This is a genomic window from Thioclava sp. F1Mire-8 (genome assembly GCF_002213165.1).
Taxonomy (GTDB): Bacteria; Pseudomonadota; Alphaproteobacteria; order Rhodobacterales; family Rhodobacteraceae; genus Thioclava; species Thioclava nitratireducens.
In genome coordinates this window covers 1,440,518-1,453,047 of record NZ_NBNY01000001.1, presented here as the reverse complement: position 1 = coordinate 1,453,047, position 12,530 = coordinate 1,440,518, and the positions used below count along the sequence as shown (strand labels likewise).

Here is a 12,530-nt window from a genome sequence, read left to right as displayed (position 1 = left end):
ACTGATGCGGTTACGCGCGGTGATAGCTGTCAAGCGCTGGCGTGGCTGCAGTCCCAGACTTTGCGCATGACGTATGGCAGAGGCTTAGGTGCGTGGTGTGCGGAGAATCACGCCGCCGGGACCCGGCCTCGCGCTCGACTGTGCGATTTGCGTGGCTTTGCGCGTCGCGACCGACTGCGGCATCTCGAACAACGCGCATATCATCACGATGGGCGCGCGGGTCTTGGGCGTGGAGCTCGCGAAAGACATCGCCGATGCCTTCCTGGCCTCGTCCTTCGATCCCGAGGGGAAATCGGCGGACAACGTTCAGGCCATTGACGCGGTCGATGCCAAGTATCACACGACGGTCTGAGCGAACTCCCGAGGGCCGGGCGGTTCGCCGCCCGGTCCCAACTCACTGACGGAATTCCCACATGCTGACCTTGCCGAACGACCGTCCCTCGCAGGCGGCGCACCTGCGTGACTGCCTGCCTGCTGGCGGGCTTGGAGAGATCATCGCCGCGCTGGCGAATGCCTTGCCGCCGATCGAGCAGCGGCTCGCGGCGGGCAGGTTGCCCGGCGATCCGGCCGCGCCCTGTGGTCAGAATGAGAGCGGCGATGTGCAGAAGGCGCTCGATGTTGGCGCGCATGACCACATCATTGCGGCGCTTGCCGGGCTGGGTGTGCGGCACATGCTGTCGGAAGAGGCCGAAGAGGTCGAACTGCTCGACCCGGAAGGCCAATTCGATCTCGCGATCGATCCGATCGACGGGTCGGGCTCGATCGGTATCGGCGCGCCGCTCGGGATGCTGTTCGCGATCTACCCGACCGGTCCTGCCGATTTCCGGCGTCCGGGCTCGGAGGCGATTGCGGCGGGTTATGCCTCCTTCGGACATTCGCTGGATTTCGGGTTCACGGCCGGGCAGGGGGTGCAGATAGCCACCTATGACGGCGAGGACTTCCGCATGACGGCGCAGGATGTCCGGCTGTCGCCCAAAGCGTCGACCATTGCCTACAACGCCTCGAACGAGCGCCATTGGAGCCCGGGGCTGCAACGCTGGGCCGCCGAGTTGCGCGCCGGGGCAGAGGGCCCGCGCGGGCGCGATTTCAACATGCGCTGGCTGGCGGCGGCGGTCGGTGAATTGCACCGTATCCTGCTCAAAGGTGGCGCGTTCCTCTATCCGGCGGACCGGCGCGAAGGCTATCGCGCGGGGCGGCTGCGGCTGGCCTATGAGGCGGTGCCGATCGCCTGTCTGATCGAAGCGGCAGGCGGCCGCGCCACTGATGGCACCAAGCGCATTCTCGATCTCGTGCCGGAGGCGCCGCATCAGAACGTGCCGCTCGTGTTCGGCGCGGCGGAAGAGGTCGAGATCATCAAGACATATCTTTCGGAGGAGACATGACCCATGGCCCGCATCACGCTACGCCAATTGCTGGCGGCGCGCTGAGCACGTCGCCTGTCGAGGCCAGCCACAAGTGCGGCACATGGTGAGCGATTTTCTCCGTGGCCCCGGAATGTCGCAGAAACCACGCTTTCCGTCCGAAGACGCGCAACGGGCTACGAGCCCCAGCGCGAAGAAGCTATCGTCGCGATCGCGGGCGGCCGTTCTCCGACGATCAGACCGCGCGCACAAGTGAGTTGGCGGCGCGCAAAGGTCGACCTCGGTGGACGCTACTCGACGAAGTACAACGCCTGTGTCGGTCGCGTCACGAAGCGCGCGCTGGCACCGAGTGAGGTCGACAAGGCTGCGTTGGCGCGCACTCCACGTCCTCACGGTGTCGTTCGCTGGCGGAAGAAAGCCCTATGCGGGGGAGCCTAAGCGCAAGGCAACCGGACCGCGCCGGCGCGCGGCGAACTTCTCAGGACAAGCGCGATGTGATCGGATGCGTTTTCGGAAGTTTGTTTGGTGGAGCCAAGGGGAGTCGAACCCCTGACCTCTTGAATGCCATTCAAGCGCTCTCCCAACTGAGCTATGGCCCCACCGGAGGTCCAGCGGGTCAGCCCCGCTGTGTGGGGAGGCGTATAGGCAAAGCGTCGGGGCGGCGCAAGAGGAATTTGTTGTGAAGGCGGGGGAAATTTTCGTCCGCTGCGTATTCCCGCGCGTCACCTGAGCGGCGCTGGCGTAGAGCGCGCCTCGGGGCAGGGGAGAAGCGGGAATACGCACGGCCTCACGTCCGGAAAAAGAAAAAGGCGCGACGGTTTCCCGTTGCGCCTTGATCTCTCGTCCGAGCGGCCCAGCCGATCAGTTGTCTTCCTTGTCCTCGGTGCTGACATCCGCGATGTCATCGAGCGAGACATTGTCGTCATCGTCGTCGTCGTCGAGCAGATCGTCGTCGAGATCCACGTCGCCGTTATCGTCGTCGAGATCGTCATCGTCGAGATTGACGTCGTCATCTTTCTGCGACGACGTCTTGTCGGTCACGAGCGTGCGACCGCTGCCCGAGGTCAGAGCCTCGAGGGTGAAGGTGTTGTTGCAGACCGGGCAGGTCATCGGGTCGTTATTCAGGTCGTAAAAGCGGCTCGCGCAATGCGGGCACAGACGCTTGACGCCCCATTCCTCTTTCGGCATGGAATTCTCCTGCGCACTTATATCCAGCAGAGTCGCAGCCAACTGCCACATGCCGCGCAGGGTGTCAAAGCCTTTTCGCGCCTTTCTTGTGGGGCTGCGACCCGATGGCCGCGCCTCGTGACCGAACCTGCCGGAGAATGCCCCTGTCCCGCCCACCTCACATTCCCGAACTGCCCGAGGTGGAGTTGGTGATGCGCCGTTCCGGTCGCGCGCGCAGGTTCTCATTGCGGGTGTCGCGGGTCGACGGGCGGGTGGCCCTCACGATCCCGCGGGGCGCGTCCGAGCGAGAGGCGCTGGCCTTCGCGCGCTCGCAAACCGAATGGCTGCGCAAGACGCTCGGGGCGATCCCGCCCGCGCAGGCCGTGCGATTCGGACAAGCTGTCCCCTTCCAGGGGCAGATGCTGATGCTCGAACCCGCGTCGCTGCGCAGCCCGAAGATCGACGGCGCGCGCCTCCTCGTGCCCGAAGATCCGGCACGGCTGGGCGTGCGGGTCGAGACTTTCTTCAAACACGCAGCTCGTCAGAGACTGCATGCGGCGACCGCGCGCTACGCCTCCGAGATCGGGCGTGACTTCGCGAAGATCACGATTCGCGACACCCGCTCGCGCTGGGGGTCCTGCAGCTCGACCGGAGCGCTCTCCTATAGCTGGCGGTTGATCATGGCGCCGCCGGACGTGCTGGATTATGTCGCGGCCCATGAGGTCGCGCATCTGGAGGAGATGAATCACTCGCCCGCCTTCTGGCGCGTCGTCGAATCCCTGCGGCCGAGCTTCAAGGCAGAGCGCGCATGGCTCAAGCGCGAAGGCTCCGCGCTCCATGCGATCCGGTTTCGCGATTGACCCGCGGCGGCAACGTGATCACAAAAAGCGAATGACAACGATTTCCACACGCCCCATCGAGACCGCCGCCCATGATCGGCTGTACCGCACTTTGCGCCAGCAGATCATGGTGGGGGAGTTGCTGCCGGGCACTGCGCTGACGTTGCGGGGTTTGGGCAAGCAATACGGTGTCTCCATGACCCCCGCGCGCGAGGCACTGCGGCGGCTGGTTGCGGAAGGCGCGCTGACGCTGTCGAGTTCGGGGCGGGTAACCACGCCGGAGCTGTCCAACGAACGGATCGAGGAACTGGCCGCGCTGCGGGCGCTGATCGAGCCGGAACTGTCGGCCCGTGCCCTGCCGCGCGCCCACCTCGCGCTGATCGACCGTCTCGGTGCGATCAACGTCGCCAATGCCGAGGCCGTCGCGAAACAGGATGCGGTCGGCTACATCCGCACCAACCTCGAATTCCACCGCACGCTCTATCTGCGCGCGCAGGCGCCCGCGATGCTCGCGGTGATCGAGACCGTCTGGCTGCAGCTGGGGCCGACGATGCGCGCGGTCTATACCAAGCTGCAGCGCAACGAGCCGCCGCGCCATCACCGGATGATTCTCTCCGCTCTGCGGGCGGGCGACGAACCGGCGCTGAGATTGGCCGTGCGCACCGATGTGACCCAGGGTTTGCGCCATCTGGCTCAGCGCGGGTGGTGAAACCGCCCCTGAAGCGGTGGGGAAGGTGGATAAAATCGGCCTGGGCGACTTGACGCGAGGCGCCATTGGCCGTATTCCGCGCCAACAGATTTTCGGGCGCTGCCAAGCGGCGCCTTTTCATGTTGGGGCCGGGCGCGCGATTCGCGTAACTTCGGCCGGGTAAGAAACGAAGGAAGAATGCCATGTCGCGCGTTTGCGAACTGACCGGCAAGGGCCCCACGACGGGCAACAAAGTGAGCCACGCGAACAACAAGTCGCGTCGTCGCTTCCTGCCGAACCTGAACGATGTTTCCCTGATCTCGGATACTCTGGGCCAGAGCTTCAAGCTGCGCGTTTCCGCAGCCGGCATGCGCTCGGTGGACCATCGCGGCGGTCTCGACGCGTTCCTCGCCAAGGCGAAGGATGCGGACCTCTCGGTGAACGCTCTGAAGATCAAGAAAGCGATCGCGAAAGCTCAGGCTGCCGCCTGATCCCTTTCCGGATCGGAATTTTCGAGAACCCCGCGCCGAGGCGCGGGGTTTTTGCTTTGTTCGGCTGAACTGTCGCATTCCCATCGTCACATCCTCACGCTAGTGTGAGCGCCATGTGGAGGACGCGCTTCAAGCTACTGATCGGGATCGTCGCGGCGCTCGTGCTGGCCATGACCAGCATGACGATGGCGGTTGCGCGCGGGCAGGCGCGTGTCGCGGGCGAGGTGGTGATCTGCACCGGCTATGGCGTGACCACGATCAGCGTCGATGCCGAGGGCAACCCGACTGGCCCCGTGCATCTCTGTCCCGACATGGTGCTGGCGATGATGGCCGCCGTCGCGGTCGCGCCGGCCCTGCCGACTCCGCCGCAGGGCGAGGGGCGCAGGCTCGAGACGGTCGAGCTCGAGAGCGCGCAGGCGCAGGCCTTCGTGGTGCCGCGCGCCCGTGGTCCGCCTGCAGCCGTCTGATCCCCAGCCTTCAGACGAATACACCCTCAGGAGACATGAATGATCCGCAAATACCTGATGAGCGCGGCGCTGATCGCCGTCGCTCTCCCCGCCTTCGCCGCTGACCAGATCCAGATCATCGACCCTTATGTCCGGGTCTCGACCCCGATGTCGAAATCGGCGGCGGCCTTCATGGAGATCAAGAACATCTCCGATCTCGACGACCGGCTCGTCTCGGTCAGCTCGAACGTTGCCGCGCGTGTCGAACTGCATACGCACAAGCAGGGGCCGAACGGCGCGATGCAGATGCTCGAAGTCAAGGAAGGCTTCGAGGTTCCCGCCAAGGGCGAGCATGTCCTGCAGCGCGGCGGCGATCACGTCATGTTCATGGGGCTGAAGCAGTCGCTCCATCAGGGTGACATGGTCACGCTCAATCTGCGTTTCGAGAAAACCGGACTGATGGTCGTCGACGTCCCGGTCGATCTGAGCCGCGATCAGCCGACCGAGACTGCGCAGGATCCCGCGCCTGTCTCCACACCGGAGATTTCACATGAAGACGTGACCCACGGCGAGCCGGAACATACCGAGCCCACCATGGATAAGAAAGAAGGCGATATGTAAGCCGGGCAGGGCGGCGCTCAGCCGCCCAACTGCTCCAGCATCACGGCCGCAGCTGCAGAGGCCGCGCTTTCACCGCTGGCCACCGCGTCGCCCAATTCGCGCATTTTCGCCCGGATCTCCGGATCCTGGCGCAACCGCGCGAGGAGCCCTTCGCGGACCTCAGCCTCGAACCAGTGCCGCGCCTGCTCGGCGCGGCGCTGATCGAAATGCCCGTTCGCGCGGCGCCATTCGGCTAGCGCGGTCATTTCTTCCCATGCTTTCTCCAGCCCGTTCTCCTCCATGGCCGAGACCGGCAGCGCCTTCGGGAAACCCTCGGGGTCCTGCGGGCGCTTGCGCAGCAGCCGCAGCGCGCCCGCGTAGTCCGAGACCGTCCGCATGGCGGCCGGTTTCAGATCGCCATCCGCCTTGTTCACCAAGATCAGGTCGGCCATCTCCATGATGCCGCGCTTGACGCCCTGCAGCTCGTCGCCGCCAGCCGGGGCCATCAGCAGAACGAACAGGTCGACCATCTCGGCTACCAGCGTCTCGGACTGGCCGACGCCCACGGTCTCTATCAGGACGACGTCGAAGCCCGCCGCCTCGCAGAGGCTCACCGCTTCGCGGGTGCGTCGCGCGACGCCGCCGAGATGCGCTTGTGAGGGCGAGGGGCGGATGAAGGCGTTGGGATCGCGCGACAGACGTTCCATACGGGTCTTGTCACCGAGGATCGAGCCGCCGGAGCGGGCCGAGGACGGATCGACCGCCAGCACGGCGACCTTCAACCCCTTGCCGGTCAGCATCATCCCGAAGGCTTCGATGAAGGTCGATTTGCCCACTCCCGGCGTGCCCGAAAGCCCGATCCGCAGCGCCTGACGCCCTTCACCTGCGAGCGTATCGAGCAGTTCGACCGCCTGCGCGCGATGCTCCGCCCGCCCGGATTCCACCAGCGTGATCGCACGCGCCAGGGCGCGACGATCGGAGGCGAGAATGCGCGGAGCGAGGTCGGCGGGGCTTTGATCGGTCATCGGCAGGCTTTCGCTGATTTTGGGTATTCGTGTCAAAAATGACATCAGACGTGAAGACTTATCGGTTACTTGCCTGCACCCTGCGACCTATGTCCAGAGCGAATGGGAAATTCCTGACAAGAGGATGCCAATGAGATTTCTATCGAGCCTTGCGTCGCGCCCGGTGGCTGCGATGCTGAGCGCCGCGTTGCTAGTCGCGCCCTTGGGCGCGGCGCCGGCGCGCGCCGATCAGAGCGACAAGATCGTCTTCGACGTGGTGCTCAAGGGCATCCGCGCGGGTGAGCTGGCGATCAACGGCAAGATCACCGACGGTGCCTATGGCGCGAACGGCGTGTTGCAGACGGCGGGCCTCGTGGGGCTGCTGCGGAAAATCAAGTTTTCGGCCAGTGTCTCCGGCCTCTATGACGGTCAGAAGTTCACCCCGATGAAATATTCAGAGGTCGACGACGCACCGGGACGCAAGTCCAAGCACCAGATCATCTACAATAACGGCACGCCGGTTTCCGTCAGTCAGCAGCCACCGCGCAAGCCCTCGCCCCGGGATGTCGATCCCGCGAAACAGGGCGGCACGGTCGACCCGCTGACGGCGCTCTATGCGGTGCTGCGTGACGTGCCGCGCGACGAGGCCTGCAAGCTCGACGTGAAGATGTATGACGGCGCGCGGCGCTCGCAGGTGCGGCTCTTCGAGCCCAAGCCCGATGGCAAGAACATCGTCTGTTCGGGCGAATATCGCCGCCTCGCGGGCTTCTCCGAGAAGGACATGAAGGAAAAGTCCCGCTTCGCCTTCACCCTCTATTACGAGCCGAGCCCGAATGGCGGTTTGCAGGTCGACAAGATCGAGACTGATACGCTCTATGGAAAAGGTCGTCTCACTCGGCAATAAGGGGCGGGTGAACACAGACCGCCTTTCCCTTCCGATCGACGTGGTGCTGCCCGATCTGCGGGCGGCGCTTTCATCGCATGGCCGCGCGGTGCTGATGGCGCCGCCGGGCGCGGGCAAGACGACCCGCGTGCCCCTCGCGCTGCTCGACCAGATCAAGGGCCGGATCGTCATGTTGGAGCCGCGCCGGCTGGCCGCGCGCGCCGCCGCCGAGCGTATGGCGGACACTTTGGGCGAAAAGGTTGGCGAGACGGTCGGCTACCGCATCCGGGGCGAGGCGAAGGTCTCGAAATCCACGCGGATCGAGGTCGTTACTGAAGGCATCCTGACGCGCGTGCTGCAATCCGACCCGGAATTGACCGGCATCGGCTGCGTGATCTTCGACGAATTCCATGAACGCTCGCTGAACGCAGACTTGGGGCTGGCGCTGACATGGGAGGTGCGCGGCGCGCTCAGGCCCGATCTGGCGCTGGTGGTGATGTCGGCCACGCTCGATGCAGAGCCGGTGGCGGCATTGCTCGACGACGCGCCGATCGTGGTGTCGGAGGGGCGGGCCTTTCCGGTCGAGACGCGCTGGCTGGACCGTCCGGTGGATAGTTCGATGCGGTTCGAGGCCGCGATGGCTGGGCTGATCACCGAGGCCGCGGAGGCCACCGACGGGAGCCTTCTGGCCTTCCTGCCGGGCGAGGGTGAAATACGCCGCGTCGAAGGGCTGCTGAAGGGCCGCTTGGCCGATGACATCGCGATCCGCCCGCTGTTCGGCGCGATGGAATTCGCCGCCCAACGCGCCGCCATCGCGCCCGCGCCCTCGGGCCGCAAACTGGTGCTCGCCACAGCCATAGCGGAAACCTCTCTGACCATCGAAGACATCCGCGTCGTGATCGACGGCGGCCGCGCACGCCGGGCGCGGTTCGACCCAAGCTCCGGCATGGCGAGGCTGGTCACCGAACCCGTCTCCCGCGCCGAAGCCGAGCAGCGCCGGGGCCGCGCGGGCCGCGTGGCCGAGGGCATTTGCTACCGGCTCTGGACCAAGGGCGCGGAGGGCGCGCTACCCGCCTTCGCCCCGCCCGAGATCGAGGTCGCCGACCTGACCGGACTTGCGCTGGAACTCGCGGTCTGGGGTACAGATGGTGGCGATCTGGCTTTCCTGACGCCGCCGCCTGCACCTGCGATGACCGAGGCGCGAGCTTTGCTGGAAGAACTCGGCGCGCTGAAATCGGGGCTGATCACGGAACACGGGCGCAAGCTCGCCAAACTGCCGCTGCACCCGCGCCTCGGGCACATGCTGTTGACCGCGGGCCCCGAGGCGGCACCGCTTGCTGCCCTTCTGGCCGAACGCGATCCGCTGCGTGGCGCGCCCGCTGACCTGACGCTGCGCCTCAGCGCAATTCGCGACCCGAAGCGCTTCGAGGCGCACCACCCCTATACGCCCCATCGCGGCACAATCGAGCGTATCCGATCCGAGGCGAAGCGGCTGGCCCGCCTCGCCACTGCAGCGCCCGAGACCTATTCCTCCGCCGAGCAACTCGCGCTCGCTTACCCTGACCGTGTGGGGCTTCGCCGCAAGGGGGATGCGCCGCGCTACGTGCTCTCGGGCGGCAAAGGGGCGGTGGTGGCCGAAGGCGATCCGCTGCGCGCGCAACGCCTCATCGTGGTGAGCGATCTAGACGGCGATCCGCGCGAGGCGAAAGTGCGCCAAGGCATCGCGATCTCCGAGGCCGAGCTTCGTCGCCTCTACGCGGATCAGATCGCATGGCAGGATGTCTGCGACTGGTCCAAGCGAGAGGGCCGCGTGATCGCGCGCAAGCAGGAGCAGTTCGGCGCGCTGGTCCTCGACGATCGCGTGTGGAAAGACGCCCCGCGCGAGGCGGTGGCGCAAGGCGCGCTGGCAGGATTGCGCCAGATCGGCCTGCCGATGAGCGCGGCGGCGCGCCGGCTGCAGGCGCGGGTCGAGCTGCTGCGCGGGCAGGGGGCCGATCTGCCCAATTTCTCCGATGAGGGGCTTTTGGCCTCCGCCGAGAACTGGCTTCTGCCCTATCTCGGCAAGGCGAGGACCGAGGCCGACCTGCGCAAGCTCGACCTCACCGATCCGCTGCGCGCAGCGCTCGACTGGGAGCAGATGCAGCTGGTGGACCGTCTTGCCCCTGCGCATTTCGAAACTCCGCTCGGCCGTCGTGTGCCCATTGACTACGCTGGCGAGGCGCCGGGCATCGAGATCCGTCTGCAGGAGATGTTCGGCGTCACCACCCATCCGACGGTCGGCCCGAAACGCCTGCCGCTCAGGATCACGCTGCTGTCACCCGGCCACAAACCCATTCAGGTCACGATGGACCTGCCCGGGTTCTGGGAGGGCTCTTACGCCGATGTGCGCAAGGATATGCGCGGGCGCTACCCCAAGCACCCGTGGCCCGAGGACCCGCGCGAGGCCGATCCGACGCTGCGGGCGAAGCCGCGCAAGTGAGCCATGCGCATCGCGCGGATTGACCCTACGAGAGGCTTTCGCGCATATGGCGCGAGGCAATGAGGGAAAACCATGACCGAAACACTGACCTTCGAGGACCGCAAGCGCCTCGAGATGACCGTGCTGATGACGCCCGATCAGGCGAATTTTTCGGGCAAGGTGCATGGCGGCGCGCTGCTGAACTGGCTCGACCGGGTCGCGTTCTCGCTCGCCTCACGCTACTCGCAGCGCTACGCGGTGACGCTGTCGGTCGACCAGGTGACCTTCCAGCAACCGATCAACGTGGGCGAGCTGGTAACGTTTCGCGCCAGCGTGAACCATACGGGCCGCACCTCGATGGAGATCGGCATCCGCGTCGAAGCCGAGAACATCACCGCAGGCACGCGGCGACACACGAACAGCTGCTATTTCACGATGGTCGCGGTGGATGAAAGCGGAAAACCCGCAGAGGTGCCGACGCTGAAGCCCGACACGGACGAGGAACGCCACCGCTGGCGCGCCGCCGAACTCCGCCGGGAACTGCGCCGTGAATTCGCCGCGAAGATGGATGCGGCTGCGGATCACGGCGAGGGCTAAGCCTGAGCTAGTGACCGGAGTTCGGGCCACCGCGCCAAACGAAAAGGGCGCCCCGCGGGGCGCCCTTTCGCGTTTCTCTCGACCCTTGGCCGATCAGGCGTGGATCGCGCCGTCGCCGCAGGCCAGTGCGGCTTCGCGAACGGCCTCGGAGAAGGTCGGGTGAGCGTGGCAGGTCAGCGCCACGTCCTGTGCCGAGGCGCCGAATTCCATCGCCACGCAGATTTCGTGGATCAGGTCGCCCGCGCCGGGGCCGATGATGTGGCAGCCGAGGATGCGGTCGGTTTCCTTGTCCGCGATCAGCTTCACGAAGCCGTCCGACTGGAACACGGCCTTGGCGCGGCCATTGCCCATGAAGGAGAACTTGCCGACCTTGTAGGCGCGACCGTCCTGCTTGAGCGCCTCTTCGGTCTGACCGACCGAGGCGACTTCCGGGCTGGTGTAGATCACGCTCGGGATCACTTCGTAGTTCACGTGACCATGCTTGCCCGCGATGACTTCGGCAACAGCCATGCCTTCGTCCTCGGCCTTGTGGGCGAGCATCGGTCCGGTGACCGCGTCACCGATCGCGTAGATGCCCTTGGCGGTGGTCTGCCAGTGCGCGTCAGTCTTCACCTGACCGCGCGGCAGCATCTCCACCCCCACGCCTTCAAGTCCCAGACCGTCGGTATAGGGCTTGCGTCCGGTCGCGACGAGGACGGTCTCGGCCTCGATCGACGCGTTGCTCTCATCCTTGCGCAGCTGGTAGTTCACCGTGGCCTTGCCGTTCTTCACGTCGACGCTCTGGACGGCGGCGCCCATGACGAATTTCAGTCCCTGCTTGGTCAGGATCTTCTGGAAGTTCTTCGAGACCTCGCCGTCCATGCCGGGGGTGATTGCGTCGAGATATTCCACGACGGTGACATCCGCGCCGAGACGAGCATAGACCGAGCCCATTTCCAGACCGATGACGCCCGCGCCGATCACGACCATCGACTTCGGGATCTTGTTCAACGACAGCGCGCCGGTCGAGGTCACGACGGTTTTCTCGTCGATCTCGATGCCCGGCAGCGACGACGGCTCGGAGCCGGTGGCGATCACGATCGACTTGGCGTTATGGACGTCGTCGCCCACTTTCACCTTGCCGGCCTCGGGGATCGAACCCCAGCCCTTGATCCAGTCGATCTTGTTCTTCTTGAACAGGAACTCGATGCCCTTGGTGTTGCCGTCGATGACTTCCTGCTTGTAGGTCAGCATCTGCTTCCAATCGACCGAAGGCGATTTGCCCTTCAGGCCCATCTTGGCGAAGTTATGCTCGGCTTCGTGCAGTTCATGGGTGGCGTGCAGCAGCGCCTTGGACGGGATGCAGCCCACGTTGAGGCAGGTGCCGCCGAGGCTTTCGCGGCCTTCCACACAGGCGGTCTTCAGGCCCAGCTGGGCGCAGCGGATGGCGCAGACATAGCCGCCCGGGCCGCCGCCGATCACGATCACATCATAGTCAGCCATTGTTCTTGCTCCTTGGGTTGGGGCGCGAGCAGGCCTCGCGCCGGGAGGTCAGATCAGCGCGGCAATCGCCAGCGCCAGAATTGCGAAGAAGGAAAAGCCCCAGATGAGCGAGCGCCACGGCACCCAGCCCAGCAGATAGGACGGAATGTAGAGGAGCCGCGCGATCAGGAAGATCCAGGCGAAGGCCACGGTGGCGGCGCTCGATTGTCCGGTCAGTCCGATGACCAGTGCGACGGGGGCGAAGAGAATGAGCCCCTCGAAGGAGTTGTTCATCGCGCGCTGCAGCCGTCCGAGCAGGGTCGAGATCGGCGGCGGCGTCTTGTCGCGCGGGGAAACGGGGTATTTTGTGCCGAGCTCGGTATTGGCCTTCACCGAATACGCCACCATCAGCCCCAGATGGAGCAGGATCGCGAGTATGAGCACGGTCAGTTCGGGGGTCATCGGTCGCTCCCGGAGGTGAGGGAGGACCGGGGGCTGTCTGCCCCCCGGACCCCCCGAGGATATTTAGCAAGAG

At 65.6% G+C, this 12,530-nt stretch carries 14 protein-coding genes and 1 tRNA gene; 10 read left to right on the top strand and 5 right to left on the bottom strand.

The features are described 5' to 3' along the window. The first annotated feature begins 97 nt into the window (after positions 1 to 97). Positions 98 to 352 (top strand): RpiB/LacA/LacB family sugar-phosphate isomerase, encoded by a 255-nt coding sequence (locus tag B6V75_RS06655; protein ID WP_240496916.1) that lies wholly within the window; start codon positions 98 to 100, stop codon positions 350 to 352. 61 nt (positions 353 to 413) lie between these two features. After that, the gene (locus B6V75_RS06650; RefSeq protein ID WP_088719096.1) at positions 414 to 1,382 is read left to right on the top strand and encodes a class 1 fructose-bisphosphatase; all 969 of its coding nucleotides are present in this window, start codon (positions 414 to 416) and stop codon (positions 1,380 to 1,382) included. Positions 1,383 to 1,884: 502 nt separating this feature from the next. Here the strand turns inward: B6V75_RS06650 and B6V75_RS06645 are convergent. Both B6V75_RS06645 and B6V75_RS06640 read right to left on the bottom strand, forming a co-directional pair. Beyond that, positions 1,885 to 1,960 (bottom strand) — tRNA-Ala (locus tag B6V75_RS06645). A 262-nt stretch (positions 1,961 to 2,222) separates the two neighbouring features. Then, complete coding sequence (locus tag B6V75_RS06640; RefSeq protein ID WP_075776207.1) at positions 2,223 to 2,549, bottom strand: FYDLN acid domain-containing protein; 327 nt, start codon at positions 2,547 to 2,549, stop codon at positions 2,223 to 2,225. A 191-nt stretch (positions 2,550 to 2,740) separates the two neighbouring features. Between B6V75_RS06640 and B6V75_RS06635 the strand changes: the two genes are divergently transcribed. The 5 genes from B6V75_RS06635 (at position 2,741) to B6V75_RS06615 (ending at position 5,613) form a co-directional block, all read left to right on the top strand. Beyond that, on the top strand, positions 2,741 to 3,388 hold the full coding sequence (locus B6V75_RS06635; RefSeq protein WP_240496915.1) for a SprT family zinc-dependent metalloprotease: 648 nt from the start codon (positions 2,741 to 2,743) through the stop codon (positions 3,386 to 3,388). A 31-nt stretch (positions 3,389 to 3,419) separates the two neighbouring features. Beyond that, positions 3,420 to 4,076 (top strand): GntR family transcriptional regulator, encoded by a 657-nt coding sequence (locus B6V75_RS06630; protein ID WP_075776205.1) that lies wholly within the window; start codon positions 3,420 to 3,422, stop codon positions 4,074 to 4,076. 182 nt (positions 4,077 to 4,258) lie between these two features. Further along, a complete protein-coding gene (gene rpmB / locus B6V75_RS06625) occupies positions 4,259 to 4,546 on the top strand; it encodes a 50S ribosomal protein L28 (RefSeq protein ID WP_075776204.1) in 288 nt (95 codons plus the stop codon). Between the two features lie 113 nt (positions 4,547 to 4,659). Further along, entirely contained in the window at positions 4,660 to 5,013 is a 354-nt protein-coding gene (locus B6V75_RS06620) for a hypothetical protein (protein ID WP_088719094.1), read from the top strand. A 39-nt stretch (positions 5,014 to 5,052) separates the two neighbouring features. Then, positions 5,053 to 5,613, top strand: a complete 561-nt coding sequence (locus tag B6V75_RS06615; RefSeq protein WP_075776202.1) for a copper chaperone PCu(A)C — start codon at positions 5,053 to 5,055, stop codon at positions 5,611 to 5,613. 17 nt (positions 5,614 to 5,630) lie between these two features. On the opposite strand, the gene meaB is transcribed toward B6V75_RS06615, so the two are convergent. Next, on the bottom strand, positions 5,631 to 6,617 hold the full coding sequence (meaB, locus tag B6V75_RS06610) for a methylmalonyl Co-A mutase-associated GTPase MeaB (protein ID WP_088719093.1): 987 nt from the start codon (positions 6,615 to 6,617) through the stop codon (positions 5,631 to 5,633). Positions 6,618 to 6,747: 130 nt separating this feature from the next. Here meaB and B6V75_RS06605 point away from each other — a divergent pair, with 130 nt between their 5' ends. From B6V75_RS06605 to B6V75_RS06595, 3 genes are all read left to right on the top strand, one after another. Next, positions 6,748 to 7,500: a DUF3108 domain-containing protein gene (locus tag B6V75_RS06605; protein ID WP_088719092.1), complete on the top strand. Its 753-nt coding sequence runs from the start codon at positions 6,748 to 6,750 to the stop codon at positions 7,498 to 7,500. A gap of 7 nt (positions 7,501 to 7,507) precedes the next feature. Continuing rightward, positions 7,508 to 9,958: an ATP-dependent helicase HrpB gene (gene hrpB, locus B6V75_RS06600; protein WP_240496914.1), complete on the top strand. Its 2,451-nt coding sequence runs from the start codon at positions 7,508 to 7,510 to the stop codon at positions 9,956 to 9,958. Positions 9,959 to 10,030: 72 nt separating this feature from the next. Beyond that, on the top strand, positions 10,031 to 10,534 hold the full coding sequence (locus B6V75_RS06595) for an acyl-CoA thioesterase (protein ID WP_088719090.1): 504 nt from the start codon (positions 10,031 to 10,033) through the stop codon (positions 10,532 to 10,534). Between the two features lie 93 nt (positions 10,535 to 10,627). Here the strand turns inward: B6V75_RS06595 and lpdA are convergent, their stop codons facing one another. Both lpdA and B6V75_RS06585 read right to left on the bottom strand, forming a co-directional pair. After that, positions 10,628 to 12,016, bottom strand: coding sequence for a dihydrolipoyl dehydrogenase (lpdA, locus tag B6V75_RS06590; RefSeq protein WP_075776197.1), 1,389 nt, complete (start codon positions 12,014 to 12,016; stop codon positions 10,628 to 10,630). A 48-nt stretch (positions 12,017 to 12,064) separates the two neighbouring features. Then, a complete protein-coding gene (locus tag B6V75_RS06585) occupies positions 12,065 to 12,457 on the bottom strand; it encodes an MAPEG family protein (protein ID WP_075776196.1) in 393 nt (130 codons plus the stop codon). Between the last annotated feature and the right edge of the window lie 73 nt (positions 12,458 to 12,530).